This is a genomic window from Chryseobacterium oryzae (assembly GCF_022811665.1).
GTDB lineage: Bacteria > Bacteroidota > Bacteroidia > Flavobacteriales > Weeksellaceae > Chryseobacterium > Chryseobacterium oryzae.
The window spans coordinates 145,925-168,950 of the sequence record NZ_CP094529.1; the positions used below are offsets into that span (position 1 = coordinate 145,925).

The following is a 23,026-nucleotide window of genomic DNA, read 5'->3' on the forward strand; positions in this document are numbered from 1 at the left end:
ATAGATATGTTAAAATGTGTTAAATCAAGAGCCGGATACTGTTCATATACAGCTGTTTTTTGGGGGAATATCTACTTTTGTAATGCTTTAGAGAAATAAATATTCCTTTTTAACACGGATAATAAAATTTATATGAAGAAAAGAGTTTTGTTTTATTTAGTTGCTTTTGTTTCTACAATATCATTACAATCATGCGTTACAAATTATGTAGTTTCAAAACCGGCAACTTACACTAAAGAGTACAAAACAGATGCCAAACTAGCAGATATAGATACTCAGCTAGAAAAGGATAAGAAATTACTAATCAGCTCATTCGTTTCAGAAAAGGCAGTAGCTTTATCTAATGCAAAGAACTCTTTAAAAAATTCTGAAATTGCAAAAGCAATTAAGCATACCCAAGCTATTGATAATATTTTAGCAGAAGCTTCAACATATTTGGGAACTCCTTACAGATACGGAGGAACTACCAGAAATGGAATAGATTGCTCGGCTTTTGTGCTATCTGTATTTGGTGCAGCTGCAGGTCTTAGCTTACCAAGAGTGGCGGCTTCTCAGGCTCAGGAAGGAGAAAGTGTAGAGAAAGGAAATCTTCAGAAAGGAGATTTAATTTTCTTCTCTCACGGAAAAAGAATTTCTCACGTAGGAATTGTAGAAGAAGTTACAGAAGATGGAGAAATTAAGTTTATACATTCTGCTACTTCCAAAGGAGTGATGGTTTCTTCTCTAAATGACTCTTATTGGGGACCAAAGTTTAGGTTTGCAAAAAGAGTAATTAATGAAAACGGAGAAAACTACAATGCTCTTGCTGCATCTTCAACGTCTTCAGCAGTAGGTTTTTAATCTTAGATAATTGATTGATATAAATATAAAGCCATCAGATTCTGATGGCTTTGATTTTTTAAAATTGATAAAATTTACTGTTCTAAAATTTGTGAAGCATGATCTTTTGTTTTCACTTTATCTATTACTTGGCTACAGATTCCTTGTTCATCAAAAATAAAAGTGGTTCTCACAATTCCCATAAATTCTCTGCCCATAAATTTTTTCAGCTGCCAAACTCCGAATTTTTCGATGATATCATGATTTTCATCTGCTATAACATCAAACGGAAACTCGTACTTATCACTAAAAGCTTTCTGTCTTTTTACAGAATCTGCACTTACACCAAGTAATTGATATCCTTTGTCTTTCAGTAAAGAATAATTATCTCTCAAATTGCATGCTTCCGCTGTACAGCCTGGAGTACTTGCTTTTGGATAAAAGAAAACAACAAGTTTTTTTCCCAGCAGATTTTCCGATTTTACCATTTCCCCATTCTGATTTACCCCTTCAAATTGGGGTAACTGATCGCTGACTTTCAACATAATGATTTATTTTTGCTCAAATTTAGTGTTTTCAATGACAAAAAAGCAAAGAGCCGAGCTGGTTCAAACCGAATTAGAAAAATTATATCCACAGGTTCCTATACCTTTAGATCATACCGATCCTTATACTTTAATGGTAGCTGTTGCACTCTCAGCACAAACAACAGATAAAAAAGTAAACCAAGTAACGCCAGAACTTTTTGCGGTTGCAGGAACTCCACAAAGAATGGCTAAGTTGGAAGAATATCAAATTAAAGAACTGATTAAAGAAATAGGACTTTCGAATACCAAAGCCAAAAATCTTAAAAGAATGGCGGAGCTTCTTTTGGAAAGACACAACGGAATTGTTCCGCAAACTTATGAAGAGCTTGAAGCGCTTCCCGGAGTTGGCCATAAAACCGCCTCAGTTGTTATGAGTCAGGGATTTGGTTTTCCGGCATTTCCTGTAGATACGCATATACACAGATTAATGACACAATGGAAACTTACTTCCGGGAAAAATGTTGTAGAAACAGAAAAAGACGCCAAAAATCTTTGGAAAGAAGAGCTCTGGAACAAACTTCACCTACAGATTATTTTTTACGGTAGAGAATATTCTCCTGCACGAGGCAAAGGAGAGAGAGATTTTATTACTAAAATGATGTTTGAAAAAGATTTGTAAAATCTTTTCTTAAATAATCACTTTTAAAAATATGCATTCATAATTTATTATAATAAAAGTAAATTATATTTTATGCAAAGCATTGGTTTTGAGATATTTAAAATAATTTCATTTTTTCAATAAAAATACTGTAACAAAATTTAATTTTAAATACTAACTATTCGAGAGTTTGTTTTGTTTGCTTGTAAATATGTAATTGAAACATACTGATACTTGGTTTTTATTTTCAACTAAAATCTATTTTTATTATTTAAAAATCATTTATTATTTAAATATTATTCAAACTAAAATTTATACAAATGAAAAAAATCTTACTTTTTACAGCTTTAATGTCGATTTGCGGATTGCATAAAGCGCAATTACTCTCTGAAAACTTTGACGGAACTCAAGGTTCAGCATTACCTAGTGGCTGGACAACCACAAACCAAACACAACCCAGTACCTTATGGTATTCTGGTAATGATTACTACAACGTTCCTGTGCTTAGTAAAGCCGCAATGTTTGGTGCTGTAATCGTGTCTCCTTATCAGTTTTTTCCTACTACAGACGCGACTCTAATTTCCCCGGTAATGAATTTGTCTAATTACCCAAATGCAACGTTAAGTTTTAAAGCTTTTGTAAGCAATGTTTTATTAGACCCCGATTGCACTTTATACGCAGAGGCATACACAGGAACAGCATGGGTGCCAATTTGGTCATCGGCAGGCCAGCAACTAGGGAGTGCAGCTGGTACCGAGATAGATTTCTTTCAAGTTTCAAACATAAGTTTATCTGCTTTTAGCAATTCCGACTTTAGAATACGTTTTATTTACAGTACCGGTAATGCATTTATTGCATTCGGAGCCATTTTAGACGATGTTATTATAACAAATGGCAGTTTATCTACTGTAGAAACAAAAAACAATGCAGCGAAGATTTCTGTATTTCCTAATCCCGCTACGGATTACTTCAAAATAAAAGGGTTGCAAGACGAAACCACGCCAATAAAACTAGTAGACATTTCTGGCAAGGTTATAAGAATTTATAAAAACACATCCATATATCAATTGTCTGGAGTTTCGCCAGGCGTTTACTTTGTTGTTTCAGATTTAAACAAACTGAAAGAGAAAATAATTGTAAAATAAGTAAACAACCAAAGGTTAAAGTTTTTAATGAAATTTTAACCTTTTTTTTTCATTAATAAAATTTAGAATAATTCATTTTTCATATCTTTGTAAACTTAAATCAAGCAGAAAATTATGAGTTTATTCGATATGTTTACGCAAGAAATTGCGATAGACCTGGGAACAGCCAACACGCTTATCATCCATAATAATAAAATTGTTATAGACCAACCTTCCATTGTAGCTATTGAGCGTTCTACTGGAAGACCGATTGCTGTAGGTGAACAGGCGAAACATATGCAGGGTAAAACCCATGAAGATATTAAAACGATCCGACCACTAAAAGACGGTGTTATTGCCGACTTCCACGCTTCGGAACACATGATTAAAGAGTTTATTAAACTTATTCCGGGAATAAAAGGTAAATTTATCCAGCCGGCGTTAAGAATTGTAATCTGTATTCCTTCAGGAATTACTGAAGTTGAAAAAAGAGCAGTAAGAGACTCCGCTCAGAAAGTGAATGCAAAAGAAGTACGCTTAATCTATGAGCCAATGGCAGCTGCAATAGGTGTCGGGATTGATGTTCAGAAACCGGAAGGAAATATGATTATCGATATAGGCGGCGGTACAACCGAAATTGCTGTAGTAGCTTTGGGAGGTATCGTTTGCGACAAATCCGTAAAAATTGCAGGAGATGTATTTACCAATGATATTGCTTATTTCCTAAGAACTCATCATAATTTATACATCGGAGAAAGAACTGCCGAAAGAGTGAAGATTGAAGTAGGTTCTGCTGTTGAAGATCTTGATGTAGATATCGACGATATTCCGGTACAGGGAAGAGATCTTATCACTGGAAAGCCAAAAGAAATAATGGTTGGATATAAGGAAATTGCCCGTGCTTTAGATAAATCTATCATTAGAATTGAAGATTCTGTAATGGAAACTCTTTCTCTTACTCCACCAGAATTGGCAGCGGATATTTACAAAACAGGAATTTATCTTGCCGGAGGAGGTGCATTACTAAGAGGCCTTGCAGACAGACTTCACAAGAAAACAGGGCTTCCGGTATTTGTTGCAGAAGATCCTTTGAGAGCTGTTGTAAGAGGTACAGGGATTGCGTTGAAGAATATGGATAAATTCAATTTCTTAATTAAATAATTTTTAATTTTTACGACTTTTTATCGGAATGGGATTTTTGCTGAGATTATTTTCTAAGAATGCTCTATTTGTATTCTTTGTTTTCCTGCAAATTATTGCTATTGTTCTGATATTTTCTAAAAATGCGATGCAGAAATCCTGGCTTGCCGGGCAGACTGCAGCATTCAATTCTTGGGTTTCGGGTGGAATTGATGAGGGGGTTTCTTATCTCAAGTTAAAACAGGTAAATGAAGATCTTGTTGCACAAAACAAATCTTTAATGGTACAGCTTTACGGGAAGCAAGGTGCTGCAAATCCTCAATTCCGAAAAGTGCATGATACTGTGGGAGGCGGACAAATATACACTTTTACAGATGGTGAAATTGTTTTCAACAGCATTAATAGACGAGATAATTATTTCACTATAAATCGTGGAAGAAGAGACGGTGTTTTTCCTCAGATGGGAGTAATGGCTCCAAAAGGAATTGCAGGGATCGTTATTAATTCTACCGACAGCTACGCATTGGTACAATCTATTCTGAGTGTAAATAAAATCAGAATAAATGCAGCCTTGAAAAATTCAGGATATTTTGGGACTTTAACATGGAGAGGAGATAATTCTCGACTTATGCACTTATCAGATGTGCCCAAATATGTTTCCCTAAAAATTGGAGATACCATAGAAACAGACGGAAAATCTGCGATTTTCCCTAAAGGAATTATGATTGGTACCATAGCAGGATATACTGTAGACAATAAAACCGGTTTTTGGGACATTTCTGTAGAACTCAGCGAAAAAATGGGAGCTTTAAACAAAATATACGTGGTGAAAAATCTCAGAAAAGCTGAAGTTCAGAAAATTCAGGATACCATGCAGGCTGTAATAAAAAAAGAACATGATTAGCAGAACATTATTTACCGATATTTTGATAATGATGTTTCTTGTTGCATTACAATTTTTTGTTTTGAACAGGATCGTCATATTTGGTAAATATACACCGGTTTTATATCCGGTTTTTGTCATGTTTTACCCATTTTTCAGAAATAAATTTCAATTTTTGGCATTAAGCTTTTTAATTGGGCTTATCATGGATACATTTCTGAATACTGGAGGCATTAATGCTTTTGCTACAACATTTATCGCTTATTTCAGAACTTTAATATTCCGTACATCTACGGATACGTCAACAGATTTTTTCTCTTTTCAATCTCTCCAGTGGTCTCAGTTTTTGCTGTTTTTACTGTCGAGTATCTTTTTGCACCAGCTTTTTGTGCAGTATATAGAGTTTTTTAAATTCAGCCGAATTTTTGAAATCTTACTTAATGTGTTGGTAACTACCGGGATTTCCTTTATATTTATCATTATTTACGCATTAATCTTTAAAATCAAACAAAAAGTTTGAACCCACGTCATTTAAAAATCTTATCCGTTCTTATCATCATTGCTGTAATTTTTATAGCAAGACTTTCTTACCTACAGTTATTTACAGACCGCTACGCACTCAATGCAGCCAACACATCCATTAAGACTGAATACATCATACCTCAACGAGGCGTTATTTTCGACAGAAACGGTAAAATTTTGGTGGGAAATCAGCCTGCGTATGAAATTTCTTTCACTCAGGCATTGATGAAACCCGACTTTGACACAGTTGCTTTCTGTAACCTGATGAAAATTCCCGAGCAAGATTTTATCAACAGAATTAATAAAATTAAGACAGAAAAATACTATTCTAAACTTACCCCAATGACTTTTCTGAAAGATCTAAGCAGAGAAGACATTGCAAGAGTACAGGAAATTATTTTTAAGTTCCCTGCTTTCAATATCGTTCAGCGTCCACAGAGACAGTACGAAGTTTCTACTTCGGGAAATTTATTAGGATACACCAGTGAAGTTAACGAACGCGATATTAAAAAAGATTCGGCATATTATTTACCCGGAGATCTTATCGGAAAAACGGGTGTTGAAAAAGCTTATGAAAAAGAACTCAGAGGAATAAAGGGAATTAAGTATATTCAAAAAGATATTAAACTCAGAAATGTTGGCCCTTACAAAAACGGAACTCTCGATCGTGATGTTGTTACGGGAAAAGATATTACTTTAACAATAGACTACGATTTGCAAAGAATGGCTGAAGAAATGCTCGTGAATAAACACGGTGCCATTGTTGCCATAGATCCTAACAACGGAGAAGTTTTGGTTTCTGCTACAGGACCAGATATTGATCCTAATCTTTTTACAGGACCTTACAAATCGAAAAATTTGTATGCACTTTCAAAAGACACTATTTACGAAAATAAACCTACTTTCGACCGTTCTTTACAGGCTGCATATCCTCCAGGATCTACGTTTAAACTTCTGACTGCTTTGGCAGCAATGCAGATGGGAGTAATGGATGAAAAAACAATTTTCCCTTGTGGTGGTGGTTTTTTCTATAAAGGAAAAAGAATTAAAGGACATGGAGGGGCAGATCCGCTTATTCCTTCTATTCAGGTTTCGAGTAACTGTTTTTTCACATATGCTTTTATCAAGATAATCAAAAAATATCCAGGAAATCCGTCTAAAGGTGTTGATGAATGGAAGAAAATAATGAGCAGTTTCGGAGTAGGAGAATTTCTGAATAATGATTTTGCCGTAGGTGCTAAAGGCAGAATTCCTTCAGGTGATTTTTACGAAAGAAGATTCAAAGCAATTATGAAAGCGAGCGGATCCAAAAGGCAGGATTTTAAAGACTGGGATGAAATGTCTACCGGAGCAATTTATAACGGAATGGGACAAGGAGATGTTTTGGTAACTCCTATTCAGCTTGCTAATTATGTTGCAGCCATTGCAAATAAAGGTTGGTATTATACGCCACATATTGTGAAATCTATTGATGGTAAACCAAATCCTGATCCAAGATTTAAGAAAAAACACCAAACATTAGTAGATAAAAAATATTTTGATCCTGTTCTGAAGGGGATGGAAGCGGTTGTACTTGCAGGAACGGCAAGAGGTTTAAAGTCTAATGATTTTACTCAACTTGCAAAAACCGGAACTGCACAGGTACCTCAGGGAAAAGATAATTCAATTTTTGTACTTATTGCTCCTGCTGATAAACCCAAAATTGTGGTTGTTGCGGTTATGGAACACGCAGGTTTTGGTGCGACTTGGGCTGGTCCTGCCTCTACAGTGATTGCCGAAAAATATATTATGGGCGACTTAAAAAGAGAAAATCTCTACAAAAAAATGGTTACGGCCAGTTTTATGCCCGAGTATAAAAGACAATGGATTGCAGATCTGAAAAGGAAAGGTCTTTATAAAGAACCAAAACCAGATTCTGTGAAACTGAAAAGAATTAAAGACAGTCTTATCATTGTTCAGAAAAAGAAAGAAGAATTACTGAAAAAAACGAAAGAGCAACAGCAAAATACCAAAAGACAATGAAGTGGACAGAAGGAATAGATAAAATTGGGCTTGGTCTTTATTTTCTGCTTTGCATTTTTGCTATAGCCAATATTTACAGTGTAGATGAAGGATTAGGAAAAAAACAGTTATTGTTTTTTGGAATCTCGATTTTCGTAGGAATTATTATCTTCTTTAGCCGCAGCAAGTTTTTCGAAAATATGTCTGGTATTATTTATATCGGAGGTGTACTCATGCTTGCAGGACTTCACGTGTTCGGAACAGAAATCCTAGGACAGAAAAACTGGTATAAATTCGGAAGTTTTACCATGCAGCCCGTAGAGTTTTCCAAAATTGGTGTGGCACTTATGTTGGCAAATTACGTTTCTAGTGCAGATTTCAATCTTCATAACAGAAAATCTCTGCTCACTGTTTTAGCTATTATCGGAATCCCTGCTATTACGGTTTTATCTATTCCCGATGTAGGTTCACTGCTTGTTTTTACTGCTTTTTTTATTGCATTATACCGAGAAGGTCTTTCCGGGAAGCTTTTTGTTGTGGGCGGGCTTTTTGCAGCAGTTTTCTTAATTGCCAATTATCTGAATGATCCACTACAATGGAGTTTATGGTACTTTACGGTTTTTATTCTGGTTATTGGCGGAATTTGGTTTGCATTTAATGCCGCTTTTCTCCGAAAAAACATTTACAACCTTTTACCAGGAGTAGCAATTATTGTTTTACTTGCTGGTTTATCGGTTATTTCACCAATCATTTTCGAAAAACTACCAAAACACCAACAAGAGCGAGTTGAAGTTCTCTATAAAGGAGAAAGAGAATTTCGGGATACTTCCGGATACAATTTGCTGTATTCTAAAACAGCAATAGGTTCTGGCGGACTTACCGGTAAAGGCTATCGTGAAGGTTCTGTTACCCAAGGTAAATTTGTTCCCGAACAAGAAACCGATTATATTTTCTGTACAGTAGGAGAAGAATGGGGATTTGTAGGAAGTGCTATTCTGGTTCTTTTCTATTTAATTTATATCGGAAGAATATATTACCTCTCCGAACAACAGAAATCTGTTTTTAATCGCGTTTTCGGGTATTGCTTCGCCTCAATATTATTCATGCATTTTTCTATTAATTTGGGCATGGTTATGGGGCTTTTTCCTACCGTTGGTATTCCGTTGCCTTATTTCAGTTATGGGGGAAGTTCTTTACTTGCATTTTCTATTATGACTTTTATATTTTTTAAGCTTAATTATGCTGATAAAAATAGCTTAGTATAATTAAATTTGAGTTTGTTATACTTCATTTAAGTATTTTGTTTTTAAATTCAAAACAAAAATTATGAAAGACAATTATATTTCTGATGATACTTTCGATACCGTAAATTTCACTCAAATAGCTTTAGCAGGAGGAGAATATGAAAACTGTATTTTTAAAAACTGCAATTTCGAGAATGTAAACCTTTCGGGTTTTAAATTTACAGATTGTGAATTTATAGAGTGTAATCTGAGCATGACTCAACTTTTGGGAACTGCTTTTAGAGAAGTGGCTTTTAAAGACTGTAAAATGTATGGAATGTCTTTTTGTGACTGCAACGAATTTGGAATGTCTTTTACATTCGATAATTGTTCTTTAAATAATTCTATATTTTATCAATCGACCATCAGAAAAACTGTTTTCAAAAATTCTAAACTAATTGAAGTAGATTTTTCTGAATCCGATCTTACAGCATGTATTTTTTCAGGTTGCGACCTTAGTGGTGCTGTTTTCGAAAGAACAAATCTTGAGAAAGCAGATTTCAGAAATTCTTACAACTATACTATCGAGCCTTCGTTAAACAGATTTAAGAAAACGAAATTTTCACTTTCGGAAATCCAAGGACTTCTACGCCAGTTGGATATTGAAATTGATGAAAATAGCTGATTAATTTTCAAAAAAACCTCTTTCCTATCAGAAAAGAGGTTTTTATATTTTTTCAGTTAGACATTTATTTAAAATCTACAAGGTCAATATCAAAAATAAGAGTTGCTCCTGGAGGAATTACATTTCCGGCTCCGCTGTCTCCATAAGCGAGATTAGAAGGGATATAAAATCTGTATTTTGCTCCTTTGCTCATTAGTTGTATTCCTTCTGTCCATCCCGGAATTACACCCGAAAGATTAAGTTCAATTGGTTTTCCTCCGTTTTTATCTGTAGAATCGAAAACGGTTCCGTCCAGAAGTTTTCCTGTATAAAGTACATTTGCGGTATTTGTTGCTGTAGGCTTGGTTTTTCCGTCCCCTTCTTTCAAAACTTCATATTGAAGACCGCTTGCTGTTGTTTTGATGTTTTTCTTCAGTTTATTTTTTGCGGAGAAATCTGCCCCGATTTTTTTGTTTTCTTCAGCCTTTATTTTCATTTCGGCTTGTTTTTTTTCATTTTGCTTCTGCATGAAACCTTGTAAAAAAGTTGCCATTTCTTCTTTTGGGAATAATGTAGCCTTTTCTGTGAGTGCATCTTTTATTCCCTGAGCCAAAAGATCGGCATCTGCAGGAAATCCTTGCTTTTTCATATTGGAAGCGATGTCCAGACCAATATAATATGAGGCTTTTTGCTCATCTGTATATGTTTTTTGTGCAAAAACGATGTTTGCTCCTGCAAGAAATGTTAAGGTAATTAATGCTTTTTTCATTGTTGAATGTAATTATTTTTGCGAATTTAAGGTTTTGCAGTTAAATGCATGAAATTATAGAAAAGATAAACTTAATTTGGTAAGGTCAGGTTTCTGAAGTTGAAATTAAAAGAAACTATTTTCTCTTTTTAGGTGTTTTCTTAGGTGTTGTTTCTTTAGGAGTCTCTTCAGGTTGTTTTTTTTGAAGCCGAGGGTTGTTTGTGCATTTTTTGGTGTAAACCTCAGTGTAAGTTCCGTTTTCTTTTACATTGGTAATAATTCCTGAAGATTTATTAACCGTTAAAGTAAAATGCTTCTTTTGATAAGGGCATTCCGTAGAAGTTATTTTCCCAAGATCTAAATAATAATTGGTTTTATCTTCGTAATAATTGGCGGCAACATCTACAAATTGTTCATCAATCATATAGCCTTCCAAAACAGCAGATAATGCTGCTTCATCTACATTGTCGATTTTTCCGATGAAACTTTTAAGATCTTTAAGTTCTGTGATGTAAGAAATTTTACCTCCAGAAGAATAAACGATATAGAAAAAACTGTCTTCTCCAGGTCTTAGATTAAATCCTGAAAATTGCGGAACATAATCTTTTTTAGTTCCTGAAACTTTAATTTCTTTCCCCTTTCCGTAATGATTGTGAACCAAAACCCAAAAATCTAATTTGGAGTCGGGTTTAATATTCAGTAAAACGTTTTCAACATTGGGAAATTTCTTCTTTTCCTGAGAAAAAGTAAAAATTCCAAGAGATAAAAGAAACAGTAAAAAAATATTTTTATATATCGACATAGCTTAATATAAAGACACAAAACGTGCCATAATTATACATATTTTTCACCTTTTTTTAGGCCTTTCAAGTCTAAAACATAGTCTTTAATCTGCTGATCGTGTTCACGCGGACAAATGAGTAAAACTTTATCTGTATCTACAATGATAAAATCTTGTAACCCGTCAATTACTACCGCTTTATTGCTTTTAGCATGAATAATATTTCCTGTAGAATCGTAGGTAAGGGCTGTTTTGATATTCACCGAATTGTTGTGTTCGTCTTTTTCGCTGTGTTCAAAAATAGAATTCCATGTTCCCAAATCGCTCCATCCCAAGTCTGCCGGAATCACATATACATTTTTTGCTTTTTCTAAAATGCCGTTATCAATAGAAACTTTCTGTATTTTAGGATAAATCAGTTCAATACAGCTTTCTTCACTTTCTGCATTATACTCGCAGGCGATAAACTGCTGAGTCATTTCGGGAAGAAAAATTTCAAAAGCTTTACGGATAGATTTTACATTCCAGACAAAAATTCCGGCATTCCATAAAAAGTCTCCGCTTTCCAAAAAGGTTTTTGCCAGTTCCAGCATGGGCTTTTCTGTAAATGTTTTCACTTTGTAATATTCAGAATTCTTTTTTTCAACAAACTGAATATATCCATATCCAGTATCTGGTCTTGTAGGAGTAATTCCTAATGTTAAAAGATAATCATTATCTGAAGCAATTTCAAGGGCAATTTTTACCTTTTCGAGAAATATATCTTCTTTCAAAATAAGATGATCCGCAGGTAAAACGATCATGGTAGCATCGGGATTTACTTCTGCAATTTTATTCGCCATGTAAAGATTACATGCAGAAGTGTTTTTCATTAAAGGTTCTCCTACAATATTCTGCAAAGGAACTTCCGGAAGTTGCTGATGAGAAAGGGCAATATATTCTTTATTGGTGATTACAAAAATATTTTCATTGGGAATAATCTTACTGATTCTGTCGTAAGTCTGCTGAATCATCGTACGACCTGTTCCAAGAATATCCTGAAATTGTTTAGGGAATTTCTGTGTGCTTAATGGCCAGAATCTGCTGCCGATTCCTCCTGCCATAATCACGCAGTATTGATCTGATTTTGACATTTTTAACTGCATTTTATCACTCTTGCTAATGGCTTGAAAGAATATTTTCTTCCACTAGCCAGATGCATACAAAGATAGTTTTTTTTAATAAGACTTTGAAGAACGTATTTTTCGTTTCTGTAGATAAACTGATCTCCGTTTTTTAGCGCGTGGATGTATTCTGAGCCATCATCTTGATTTCTGATTTCAAAATATTTTACCAAATCGGGGCTCGCCATAAAGTTGGCTTTTGGAGAACGGGAGAAGTTGATGATAATAGGCTTTAAATTGTCTTCGTAAACCTCAATACTTTCTAAAAGCATATTTCTGAAGGTGTGTTTCCATTCTGCGCCGTGTGGAGCAATTTTCCTTCCATATTTTTCAAATGCAAGGAGATGGGCTAATTCGTGAGTTAAAACGAAAAAGAAAAGTTGTGGCGGAAGCGTGGAATTCAAACTTATTTCATGAGAATTATCCCTCAGTTTTCTGTAATCTCCAAGTTTAGATTCTCTGTTTTTAGTTATTTTGATATGAATATAATGGTTTGAAAACCAATTTTTTAAATATGGGAACGTGTTTTCGGGTAAATAATTTTGTAAAGACTGAATAGACATTCTACAAACTTAATGGAATTCCTGCATAGAAATTCAATAATTTAAGACTGAAAACATAATTGTATTTTGCCTGCTCCACAGAACCTTGAGCATTAGCATAATTATTTCTTGCAATATTTAAATCGTAAATGGTTGTGCGTCCTGCCGCAAAGCTTTTATCTGCAAAATCCATTGCCAGTTTTGTACTTTTCTCTGCTTCTACTGCTGCAAGATAAATCTCGTAATTGGCATCTACATCAAACTGAGCCTGCTGTACATTTTGTCGTACAGCCTGTTTTTGTTGCTCTAAAGAATTTTTTGCAATAAATTCATTAATTCTTGATTGTTCTACCTGAAGTTTTGTTATTCCTTTATTGAAAATAGGAATGTTTAAGCTTATTCCGCCTTGTTGCCCGAAATTATCTTTATACTGCTGGAAGAAACTTGCTTCTTTCACATAGAAAAATTCATTTCCTACATTATTGGTGTTCAGTAAATTGTTATAAAATGTTCCGATTCCCACATTGGCGGTAAGAGTGGGCCAAAAAGCTGTTTTAGAAACTTCTGTCTGTGCTTCAGCAGATTTTATTCTGCTTTGGGCCGCTTTTACCTGAGGCTGAGTTTCGTATGCTGTTTCCAGGACATCACCCACGGAAATTAGCTGTGGACTTAAGGTTTCTGAAATTTCTACATCCTCCACATCAAAGTCTTTATATTCTTTAAGCTGAAGGAGTTGTGCTAATGCAAAAAGGCTTCGGTTTACGTTAATTTCTGCGGTTTTAAGATTTTGTTTTTCTCTTGCCCAAGCTGCTTCTGCTTCTGCTTCAATCGTTTTTGCTGTAGTTCCTACTTCGGTAGTAATTTTTGCTCTGTCGAATTGCTTTTTAGCATTTTCTGTCGCACTTTGGGCTATTTTAACGATTTCTTTATTCAGTAAAGTTGTAAGATATTGTCGTGCAATTTGAAGTGAAATATCATTTTTTACGGTTTCAATATCGTATTGGCTGGCTTCAACATCAAACTGGGTTTTTCTGATATTTTTTTCAAGCCGTCCGTTATTGTAAATTAAAATATCTGCTCCAATGTTGGCATTGTTGCTAAATCTGTCGTTCCGGATACTTCCTGTTCCTAAAGAAGCCTGTCCAAAACTTACATTATTGCCCATATTGGCATTTACAGAAGGAAGATAGTTTTTCTGTGCAATTCTAAGATTAGAATCCTGCATTTGTTTTGAATATTCGTTTTGAATTACCTGTAGATTGTGCTTTACGGCATAATCTACACATTCTTTCAGAGACCACTTTTCCTGTGCATTAAATCCTACAAAGGTTAATCCTAAAACAATCGTCAAAACTTTTTTCATGGTGAAATGTTTATTCTTTTCAAATATTACCTAAGCTATTCTAAGCTGGGGTAGCTGCTTTTTCTGCATTAGACGAAGAGATTGCTAAAAAGTTACAAAAAACGAAAAATTTTGTGCAAGAATTATAAAAGATTTTAGAATTTTGCGGTATGACAAATCTAGACTATAAAGAGGCAGTAGAATGGCTTTTTGTGCAGGCTCCCAATTATCAGATTGAAGGTGAAAAAGCGTATAAGCCAGGATTAGATAATATAAAAAAACTCTGTAGTTTTTTTGGAAATCCACAAGAAAAAATCCGCTGTATTCATATTGGAGGAACCAACGGTAAAGGTTCTACAAGCAATATGCTGGCTTCTGTTCTTCAGGAATCGGGTTACAACGTTGGGTTGTACAATTCTCCTCACCTTATAGATTTTACAGAAAGGATTAAAGTAAATGGAAAAAACTGCGATAAACAATTTGTCTATGATTTTATTTTAAAATTGAAAAAACTTCCGCAAGATATCCGACCATCTTTTTTTGAATTTACAACCATTATGGCATTCGAATATTTTTCTCGGAAGAAGGTAGATTTTGCTATTATTGAAGTTGGTTTGGGTGGAAGACTGGATTCTACCAATATCATTACGCCGCTGGTTTGTGCAATTACAAATGTTCAGTTGGATCATCAGAATATTCTGGGAGATACCATTGAAGAAATTGCAGCGGAAAAAGCTGGGATTATTAAGCCGGAAATTCCGGTGGTTTCCGGAGATGAAAATATGGTAGTAAAAAACATTATTAAAGCTAAAGCTGAAAAAGAACATTCCTTATTGATAGATGCCACGAAAATAGAAACTTTATTGGTGTCCGATTTAAAAGGAGATTATCAAAAGAAAAACATTCGCGTTGTTTTGGGTTTGGTTGAGCAGTTGAAGCAGTTAAATGTTAATATTCCTGAAGAAAATATAGAGAAAGGCTTGTTGAAAGTTCATGAAAATACAGGTTTTATAGGTCGTTGGTTTGAATATTCTAAGAATCCTTTAACGATTTGTGATACGGGGCATAATCAGGCTGGTTTAGAATATGTTTTTTCTCAATTAAATTCTATTAATAAGGATAAGCATGTTATTTTAGGCTTTGTTAATGATAAGAAAATTGAAGAAGTGATGGGGATTCTTCCCAATAATTCTAAATTTTATTTTGCAAAACCTTCTATTCATCGTGGCCGACACCCTGAAGATTATAAAGATTTACTACAAAAAGCAAAAATTAATTATAAAATTTTCGATTCGGTACAAGAAGCCTATCTTTCTGCAAAACAGGAATGTAAAGATGATGAAATGATTTTTATCGGAGGAAGTAATTTTGTTGTAGGAGAATTTTTAGAAAAAAATTTGGAGATTTCTAAATAAGTCGTATATTTGCACCACTCTAATCGAGGAAACAACGATAAAGAGGGTTCTTAGCTCAGTTGGTTCAGAGCATCTGGTTTACACCCAGAGGGTCGGGGGTTCGAATCCCTCAGGACCCACAGAAAAGGAAACGAAACCTTTCAAAAAAATTCGGGTTCTTAGCTCAGTTGGTTCAGAGCATCTGGTTTACACCCAGAGGGTCGGGGGTTCGAATCCCTCAGGACCCACAAAAAGTCTTCTAATTTATTAGGAGACTTTTTTATTTCCGTAATTTTCCTTTATTCGTTGGGTTTGTAGAAGATTGGCTCTTCTATAACATTCTTTTTAAATTCTCAATATTTTTAATTTCAAGGCGTACTTTTAGATTGCCAACTTTTGTATTTCATTTCAATATTTTTGGAAAGAAATTTGCTTTTTAGGGTGATGGGGTTTAAAATTTGTGTTTTTTTAAGCTTATTTTAAGATAAAATTTGATAATATTCGTTTATTTTTGTCGTTTAAACTATAGTAAATAATCTTGTAATGCTATTAACCGAACTTACACAACTTGTGTTTGCACAGGCAGTAACGCCTGCTGTTACAATCAAAAAAACTGAATTTTCATTTTGGGAAATCCTTTTTCATGGTGGTCCTTTTGCGAAAATTGTAATGGTAACAGTTCTTTTGTTGGGTGTTTTCTCTGTTTATCTTTTTTTTGAGAGGTTTTTCTTCATCAGGAGAATGGCTTCCAAAACCGATTCTAATTTTATGAATAATATTGAAGATTTCATAAGAAACGGAAAGATTGAAGCAGCAGCAGATTATTGTAAGACCCAGAATTCTCCTGAATCCCGTATCCTAGAAAAGGGGATATCGAGATTGGGAAGACCTGTTTCAGATATTGTAAGTGCAATGGAATCTCAAGCGCAGGTGGAAGTCGCCAATATGGAAAAAAATCTTAATCTTTTGGCGGCTGTACCAAGTATTGCGCCTATGTTGGGGCTTTTAGGAACTGTTATCGGGATGATTATTGCTTTTTTTGATTTGTCTCACTCGGAAGATGCATTCTCTCCAAAAACACTTTCGGAAGGTATTTATACGGCATTGGGACAGACTGCTGTTGGTTTGGCAGTGGCAATTCCTGCAAACTTTTTCTATAATCTTCTGCTTACAAGAATAGATAAATTTATTTTGAGAGCTCAGAATATTTCTGGAGAATTTTTAGATATTATCAATAAACCTTTATAATCGCGAAGGATGAAAATTCAAAGAAGAAACAAAGCGCATCCGGAATTCAGTTTAGCAGCAATGACCGACGTTATTTTGCTGATGCTGATTTTCTTTATGATTACCTCTTCGGCGGCAAACCAAAGTGCGATAGATGTAAGCTTGCCAAAAACGGCAAGTGTGGAAAATAATATCTCGAATCCGATGACGGTAAGTGTGAAATCTGACGGTTCTTATTATGTAGACGATAAACCTGTTAAAAAAGAATTGGTAGAACAAACGATAATTAACGACTTGCAGAATAAATCGTCTCAATCTTTTACGATAAGAGCAGATGAAAATACAATGCATAAAGATGTTGTTTTCTTAATGGAAATAGCCGAAAAACATAAACTTAGCATTGCTATTGCCACGGTAAAAGAATAATAGCTTAAATCTGTATTTTTGATGCAATAAATAGAAATGAAAGGTTATACAATAAATAAAAACGAAGAATATAAGGATAAGATTAAAAGTGCAGTGCTTTCTGTGTTAATTTGGTCTGCTGTCTTATTATTTGTTTTTATCTACAAAATGAAACCTAGTGAGCCTGAAAAGAAGCCGGAAGTAATTACAACAATGCTGGTTAATTTCGGAGATAACAGAAACGGGTCAGGCATTGAAGAACCCGCAAATCAAGAAGGGAGTTTGGCGGCTAAAGCTATTGAAAATACTCCTGAACCTATCGAAAATAAGGTGTCTGAGCCTAAAACCATTATAAATCCCGAACCTAAGCCAGAACTAAAAAAAACTGAAGCTAAAGACCACTTTATTACCGGAAATAATACAAAACTTACAGTACCTAAAAAAGAAGAATCGAAAACAAATAGCAAATCTTCTGCAAGTTCGACTCTTAAAAGTGCAAAGCCATCTTCTAATGCCGCAAATTCTAAAATAGGTGTAGGCGATGGCAAAGGAACTGCAGCTATTGGAAATTTATTAAATGGGAGAGGTACAAAAGCTGGAGGTCAAGGTACTGGAAAAGGAATAGGTAATGCCGGCGATCCTTTGGGAGGAGATGGAAATGGTGATAGTAAAATTGGCATCGACAGAAGGTTGGTGGGATATATTCCTGGAACAATGGGAAGAGGAGGTGCGCAACCGAGTCATAATTGTTCAGGAAGCGGATCTATAACTATTTCATATACAGTAGACAAGGCAGGAAATGTTGTTTCTGCGAGGAGATCGGGAGGGATTTCGGATCCCTGCATTGTTTCCACTTCGGTCGGTTGGGTAAAAAAATATGTAAAAGCTGAAAAAGCTTCGGTATCATCAACCGGTAGTTACAATATTACTTTCTAAAATATAATAACTGTCCCTCGGGGCAGTTTTTTTATTCAATATAATATTAATAAAAACTTATTCTGAAAATCTTTCAGTTTATTCCCCAAAATCTTAATTTTAAAAATTCATAAAAACTAAAGGATTGTATTTTAATCATTGTTAAGTGGTTAATTTTTAGTGATTTAAAATATTAAAAATATTTTTCGTAACTTAGCAGACTTTTTATAAAAATTTTAAATATATGACAAATTCTAGAGCAAGAGAAACCACCGAGGCAATTGAAAGACTTTACATTTCTATGAGACACCTGTTTTATAGAGGTTTTTTCAAGCCGAGCGGAGTTTCAGGAGAAAGCATTAGAAGTTTGTTGAAGACGATCAATCCGGAAATTTACGGTACCATGAGTATTCCAAGCAAATTGGAATTGGATGGTTTGATGTATGTTTTAGACAGACTTCCAGAAGGGATAGAAGAGTGTGCATTCATTCATCTTACATCGGATGAAGGTTTTGATAAAGGAAGCTTTGAGCCAATTGTCCCTAAAAAAAGAAGAAGAAACTGTTACAGAATAGACGAGCACCAAATGAACATTGAGGTGCTTTTGGGACGTTCCGAAATTTATGATATTCTTACCCATTTAACGTTTCTTTTTATTGAAGCAGATAAAATAAGAAACCTTGCATTTATTCAGGATGAAAACTGGAAGCCAACCAGAGCCTTCAAAATTATTGAAGAAGTAGTAAAAGGCGAGAAGAAATTCAGCAGAAAAGAGAAAGAGGTTGCCCTGATTCATTTATCTTCTTTAATAGGAAGAACCTTCGATGAAACTTTAAACGCTTATAACACTTTTGGCGAAGACGATAATCCCGACAGATTATTCAAAATCATCTACCATTTGGCAAAAGTAAGTTTGGAAGATGCAAAACAGATCCGCGAAAGAGAGATTTATTTCAGTGCAATTCTGAAAGAAAGAGTGGGGCATCATTATTTTGGTGAAAAATGGGCTCATAAAGTAAAAGAAGTTTTGTTTGAAAATAATCTCCACATGCGACCGTTGCACATTATTTCTGCGAACATGCATTCGGTGAAAAATATGCTGTATGCCAATGATGCTCTCAAGAAAAAACAAAGCAAAGAGGTAGATTACAAACTGTATGAAGAGATTTCAAACAAAAAAGATCTTAGAGATAAAGTTTTAAAATATTCTTTAGAACAGGGTTTAATTTATATTGATGACAATACGGGAAGCAATATTGATGTTCAGATTATTGATTTAAGTAAAATTGATTTTAAAAATACACCGTTTAGTCATACCAAGTTCAGTGGTGATGATGTAGTTTTGGTTTTTGATTATGCTTTCGGAGAACAGGCGTATGAAATTATGGATGAACTTCTAAGACCTTTTGAACATAAAGGAGAAGTTTATATGATGAAAGTAAAATCTGTTTCAATTATGGGAAAAGCGGGTATTCTTGCTGGTGGAAAAGGGGATATTATGATCCCAACTGCCCATATCTTTGAAGGAACTGCAGACAATTACCCTTTTGAAAATGCGTTAAAACTGGATGATTTTCAGGATGATGAATTAAGAGCTTTTGAAGGACCGATGATTACCGTTTTAGGAACATCCCTTCAAAACCGGGATATCCTTTCTTATTTTATGAATACTTCTTGGAAGGCTATTGGGCTGGAAATGGAAGGAGCTCATTATCAGAAAGCCATTCAGGTTGCCTCAAAAATCAGACATCATATTGCACCGGATCTTTTCGTAAGTTATGCTTACTATGCATCAGATAATCCTTTGGAAACGGGTGCTACACTTTCTTCAGGCGGTTTGGGATTAACAGGAGTGAAACCTACCTATCTGATTACTCTAAGAATCTTAGAAAAGATTTTGCAAAGCGGAAAGAAAGAGGTTTCTGACAAGAAATAAATTTTACATTTTTAATAAATCAATCCTTCAAAGTTTTCAGAATTTTGGAGGATTTTTTTATGGTCAGAAATGTGTTTCTCATTCATGAAATTTGTTAAGAAAAACTTATATTTAACCTGAGTTCGGGATAAAGATTTATAAAACGCAAAGCTAAACAAAAGATTAAAATTTTTGATTTACATATGTTTAAGATAAACCAAGGCGTATAACTTAGCAAAGTAAACACAAAACTTTGTGTTATTTTCCTAAACAAAGTGCCTTTGTATAGCTTAAAAGCATTTCAAAAAGTAAACTTCTCTTTGTTTTTCTTTGCGATAAAATAATTAATATCTGAATATCAGAACTATTTAAACTATTTAAAATATTTCTTATCCCTAACTCACATTATATTTAGAAGAAAATTAAACAAATGAGTTCAACATTACAATTAGCCAAAAGATTCAGAGAAGTCATTTTGGATGGAAGATGGATTGCCAATACCAATTTTAAAGACCAGCTTTCGGATATATCCTGGGAACAGGCAACCACAAGAGTTGGAGAGCTAAACACTATTGCAATGCTTACTTTTCATATTGATTATTATATTTCAGGTTTAGTAAATGTTTTCGAAGGGGGAAATTTAGAAATCAGGGATGTGTACAGCTTTGATCTTCCACCAATTGAATCTCAGGAACATTGGCAAGATCTATTGGATAAACTTTGGATAAACTTTGGAAAAATTCTGAAAAATTTGCTTCATTATTAGAAAAAATGCCCGATTCTAAAATGAATGAGAATTTTGCTGATGAAAAGTACGGAACTTATCTAAGAAATATTGATGGCATGATTGAGCATCTAGGGCAGATTACTTTGTTGAAAAAGATAATCAATAATTCTCATAAACACTGATGTTTTAATAAAGTGTCTCAAGCTTCCTATTTTATCTTGTTTTAAAATTTACATACCTTTAGACAAATAAAAAATTAAATGAAAAAATCAGTTGTAATCTTGTTTGCATTTATTTTTATGCAATTTCAGGCTCAACAAGGGGCGTATTATCAGCAATTTGCAAAATATAAAATGGATATTGATGTAAATGCAGAAAATTTTACCTACAACGGAACCCAAACCTTAGAGTACTCCAACAATTCCCCGGATGACTTAAAAGTTGTTTACTTTCACTTATACTGGAATGCCTTCAAACCCAATTCTATGATGGATCAGAGAGTTGCCGGACAGGGGAAAAATGGTGATTCAAGGTTGCAAAAAAACGGAATTTCCAGGCTGGCTGCAATTCCTAAAAATGAAGAAGGCTCACAAAACATTCACTGGATTAAACAAAACGGGAAAAACCTGAAGTTTGAAATTCAGGAAACCATTATGAAAGTTTATTTGGCAGAGCCTGTTAAGCCTCATTCTAAAACTAATTTTACATTGGAATGGGATGCTGTAATTCCTCAACAAATTAGAAGATCAGGAAGAAATAACAGGGAAGGTGTGGATATGACCATGACGCAATGGTATCCGAAAATCGCAGAATATGATTACGACGGATGGGCAACTTTCGATTATGTTGGAAGAGAATTTCATGCACCGTTTGCAGATTTTGATGTAACGATTAAAATCAATAAAGACTATGTAGTAGGAGCTGGAGGAACACTTTTGAATCCTTCAGAAGTAAAAGGCTACGAAAGTTCAGCAAAAATTAAAGCCGATAAAAACAAAGCAACCTGGAAGTGGTCTGCCAAAAATATGCTGGATTTTGCGTGGGCGGCAGACAGAGAGTATTCTGTAGAAAGTTTTGAGGTTCCGCAAGGCCCGAAAGTATTTTTTGTTTATCAGAAAAATGATAAAACGAAAGCTTGGGGTGAAGCAAAACCTTATGTCACAAAATATTTCCAGATTATGAATTCCCGGTTCGGGAAATATGCTTACCCTTCTTATGCTTTCATTCAGGGAGGAGACGGCGGAATGGAATATGGGATGTGTACTATGATTTTAGGTGAAGCAGAAAGTGTTGAAGAGTTAATGGGATTAATGGTTCACGAAGGCTCACATTCCTGGTATCAGCAAATGTTGGCTACTAATGAGTCTATGCGTCCGTGGATGGATGAAGGTTTCACTAGTTACGCAGAAAGTATTGTGATGCACGAATTGTTTCCGCCTAAAGACAACAGACCCAATCCTTTTGTTGAAAAAATTGATGCGTATAGAAATTTCATTAAAAGAGGAATAGAAGAACCTGCTGTTTGGCTGGGAGATCATCACGATAACGGAACGGCATATTCTTATGCTAGTTATGTGAAAGGAGAATTGTATCTGGTTCAGTTGGGATACATTGTGGGCGAAGAAAATTTAGCCAAAATTATGCAGGAGTATTTTAAAGAATGGAGCCTGAAACATCCTACAGACAGAGATTTCTTGCATATTGCACAGCAAATTTCCGGGATGGATCTGAAATGGTTTCAGCATTATTGGATCAATACCACGAAAACCATTGATTATGGAATTAAAGATGTAAAATACGATGATAAATCTACAACGATAACTTTAGTTAATAATAGTCAGGTTCCCATGCCGATTGATTTTTCTGTGATAACGAGCGATAATAAAGTAATTCAGTATTACATTCCTTTAAACATGACACGTACCTGGAAAACTAAGGATGCATACGGAGATTTCACTACTTTGAAATACTGGCCTTGGACACAGAAAGAATATACGTTAACAGTTCCTTACACCAAATCTCAGCTTAAAGTTTTAGGAATAGATTTCAGCCAAAGAATGGCAGATGTAAACCCTGCAGATAATTTTGTTGAGGTAAAATAATTCATAAAGATGACCCCTGAAATTTATATTTTGGGGGTTTTTAATTTTAAAGTATAGATAAGCAAGAATTATTAAAATTAGTTTATGAAGAAATAGACTTTAGCAAAGGAGAACTAAAGGAGGATGAAATTGTTTGGAAAAATACTTTTGGAGCAGAGCATTTCGTTTCTAAGTATAATATTGCTTTTCAAAAAGATAGATTAG

General features: G+C 34.5%; 23 protein-coding genes and 2 tRNA genes. 19 read left to right on the plus strand and 6 right to left on the minus strand.

Features of this window, described 5'->3' with window-relative positions; translation table 11 throughout:
* The first annotated feature begins 132 nt into the window (after window positions 1–132).
* On the plus strand, window positions 133–840 hold the full coding sequence (locus MTP08_RS00685) for a C40 family peptidase (RefSeq protein ID WP_243576640.1): 708 nt from the start codon (window positions 133–135) through the stop codon (window positions 838–840).
* 74 nt (window positions 841–914) lie between these two features.
* On the opposite strand, the gene bcp is transcribed toward MTP08_RS00685, so the two are convergent.
* Entirely contained in the window at window positions 915–1,364 is a 450-nt protein-coding gene (gene bcp / locus MTP08_RS00690; protein WP_243576641.1) for a thioredoxin-dependent thiol peroxidase, read from the minus strand.
* A gap of 34 nt (window positions 1,365–1,398) precedes the next feature.
* Between bcp and MTP08_RS00695 the strand changes: the two genes are divergently transcribed.
* The 8 genes from MTP08_RS00695 (at window position 1,399) to MTP08_RS00730 (ending at window position 9,582) form a co-directional block, all read left to right on the plus strand.
* Entirely contained in the window at window positions 1,399–2,025 is a 627-nt protein-coding gene (locus tag MTP08_RS00695) for an endonuclease III domain-containing protein (RefSeq protein ID WP_209391238.1), read from the plus strand.
* Between the two features lie 299 nt (window positions 2,026–2,324).
* Window positions 2,325–3,149: a T9SS-dependent choice-of-anchor J family protein gene (locus MTP08_RS00700; RefSeq protein ID WP_243576642.1), complete on the plus strand. Its 825-nt coding sequence runs from the start codon at window positions 2,325–2,327 to the stop codon at window positions 3,147–3,149.
* Between the two features lie 114 nt (window positions 3,150–3,263).
* Window positions 3,264–4,289 carry a rod shape-determining protein gene (locus tag MTP08_RS00705; RefSeq protein WP_209391268.1) on the plus strand — a complete coding sequence of 342 codons (1,026 nt, stop codon included), beginning with the start codon at window positions 3,264–3,266 and terminating at the stop codon, window positions 4,287–4,289.
* Between the two features lie 28 nt (window positions 4,290–4,317).
* Window positions 4,318–5,172: a rod shape-determining protein MreC gene (gene mreC / locus MTP08_RS00710; RefSeq protein WP_209391267.1), complete on the plus strand. Its 855-nt coding sequence runs from the start codon at window positions 4,318–4,320 to the stop codon at window positions 5,170–5,172.
* Window positions 5,165–5,671 (plus strand): rod shape-determining protein MreD, encoded by a 507-nt coding sequence (locus MTP08_RS00715; RefSeq protein ID WP_209391266.1) that lies wholly within the window; start codon window positions 5,165–5,167, stop codon window positions 5,669–5,671. Before mreC ends, MTP08_RS00715 begins: the two co-directional genes overlap by 8 nt.
* Window positions 5,668–7,695, plus strand: a complete 2,028-nt coding sequence (locus tag MTP08_RS00720; protein WP_243576643.1) for a peptidoglycan D,D-transpeptidase FtsI family protein — start codon at window positions 5,668–5,670, stop codon at window positions 7,693–7,695. The genes MTP08_RS00715 and MTP08_RS00720 overlap by 4 nt, the downstream gene beginning before the upstream one ends.
* Complete coding sequence (gene rodA, locus MTP08_RS00725; RefSeq protein ID WP_209391264.1) at window positions 7,692–8,939, plus strand: rod shape-determining protein RodA; 1,248 nt, start codon at window positions 7,692–7,694, stop codon at window positions 8,937–8,939. The genes MTP08_RS00720 and rodA overlap by 4 nt, the downstream gene beginning before the upstream one ends.
* Window positions 8,940–9,000: 61 nt before the next feature.
* Window positions 9,001–9,582 (plus strand): pentapeptide repeat-containing protein, encoded by a 582-nt coding sequence (locus MTP08_RS00730; RefSeq protein ID WP_243576644.1) that lies wholly within the window; start codon window positions 9,001–9,003, stop codon window positions 9,580–9,582.
* A 64-nt stretch (window positions 9,583–9,646) separates the two neighbouring features.
* Here the strand turns inward: MTP08_RS00730 and MTP08_RS00735 are convergent, their stop codons facing one another.
* From MTP08_RS00735 to MTP08_RS00755, 5 genes are all read right to left on the minus strand, one after another.
* A complete protein-coding gene (locus MTP08_RS00735) occupies window positions 9,647–10,330 on the minus strand; it encodes an FKBP-type peptidyl-prolyl cis-trans isomerase (protein WP_243576646.1) in 684 nt (227 codons plus the stop codon).
* 115 nt (window positions 10,331–10,445) lie between these two features.
* The gene (locus tag MTP08_RS00740) at window positions 10,446–11,111 is read right to left on the minus strand and encodes a hypothetical protein (RefSeq protein ID WP_243576647.1); all 666 of its coding nucleotides are present in this window, start codon (window positions 11,109–11,111) and stop codon (window positions 10,446–10,448) included.
* Window positions 11,112–11,143: 32 nt separating this feature from the next.
* A complete protein-coding gene (locus MTP08_RS00745; RefSeq protein ID WP_243576648.1) occupies window positions 11,144–12,223 on the minus strand; it encodes a mannose-1-phosphate guanylyltransferase in 1,080 nt (359 codons plus the stop codon).
* A gap of 2 nt (window positions 12,224–12,225) precedes the next feature.
* A complete protein-coding gene (locus MTP08_RS00750) occupies window positions 12,226–12,816 on the minus strand; it encodes a SprT-like domain-containing protein (protein WP_243576649.1) in 591 nt (196 codons plus the stop codon).
* Window position 12,817: 1 nt separating this feature from the next.
* Window positions 12,818–14,158, minus strand: a complete 1,341-nt coding sequence (locus tag MTP08_RS00755; protein ID WP_243576651.1) for a TolC family protein — start codon at window positions 14,156–14,158, stop codon at window positions 12,818–12,820.
* Window positions 14,159–14,307: 149 nt separating this feature from the next.
* On the opposite strand from MTP08_RS00755, the gene MTP08_RS00760 reads away from it, so the two are divergent.
* From MTP08_RS00760 to MTP08_RS00805, 10 genes are all read left to right on the plus strand, one after another.
* Window positions 14,308–15,552, plus strand: a complete 1,245-nt coding sequence (locus tag MTP08_RS00760; protein ID WP_243576652.1) for a bifunctional folylpolyglutamate synthase/dihydrofolate synthase — start codon at window positions 14,308–14,310, stop codon at window positions 15,550–15,552.
* Window positions 15,553–15,596: 44 nt separating this feature from the next.
* A tRNA-Val gene (locus MTP08_RS00765) sits at window positions 15,597–15,671 on the plus strand.
* Between the two features lie 33 nt (window positions 15,672–15,704).
* Window positions 15,705–15,779 (plus strand) — tRNA-Val (locus tag MTP08_RS00770).
* 295 nt (window positions 15,780–16,074) lie between these two features.
* Entirely contained in the window at window positions 16,075–16,779 is a 705-nt protein-coding gene (locus tag MTP08_RS00775; protein WP_243576653.1) for a MotA/TolQ/ExbB proton channel family protein, read from the plus strand.
* 9 nt (window positions 16,780–16,788) lie between these two features.
* A complete protein-coding gene (locus tag MTP08_RS00780) occupies window positions 16,789–17,184 on the plus strand; it encodes an ExbD/TolR family protein (RefSeq protein WP_209391251.1) in 396 nt (131 codons plus the stop codon).
* Between the two features lie 36 nt (window positions 17,185–17,220).
* Window positions 17,221–18,099, plus strand: a complete 879-nt coding sequence (locus tag MTP08_RS00785) for a ferric siderophore ABC transporter substrate-binding protein (protein ID WP_243576654.1) — start codon at window positions 17,221–17,223, stop codon at window positions 18,097–18,099.
* Between the two features lie 223 nt (window positions 18,100–18,322).
* Window positions 18,323–20,014 (plus strand): DUF6909 family protein, encoded by a 1,692-nt coding sequence (locus tag MTP08_RS00790; protein WP_243576655.1) that lies wholly within the window; start codon window positions 18,323–18,325, stop codon window positions 20,012–20,014.
* 409 nt (window positions 20,015–20,423) lie between these two features.
* Window positions 20,424–20,759, plus strand: coding sequence for a hypothetical protein (locus MTP08_RS00795; RefSeq protein WP_243576656.1), 336 nt, complete (start codon window positions 20,424–20,426; stop codon window positions 20,757–20,759).
* Between the two features lie 5 nt (window positions 20,760–20,764).
* A complete protein-coding gene (locus MTP08_RS00800) occupies window positions 20,765–20,902 on the plus strand; it encodes a hypothetical protein (protein WP_243576657.1) in 138 nt (45 codons plus the stop codon).
* 78 nt (window positions 20,903–20,980) lie between these two features.
* On the plus strand, window positions 20,981–22,822 hold the full coding sequence (locus MTP08_RS00805; RefSeq protein WP_243576658.1) for a M1 family metallopeptidase: 1,842 nt from the start codon (window positions 20,981–20,983) through the stop codon (window positions 22,820–22,822).
* The last annotated feature ends 204 nt before the right edge of the window (window positions 22,823–23,026 follow it).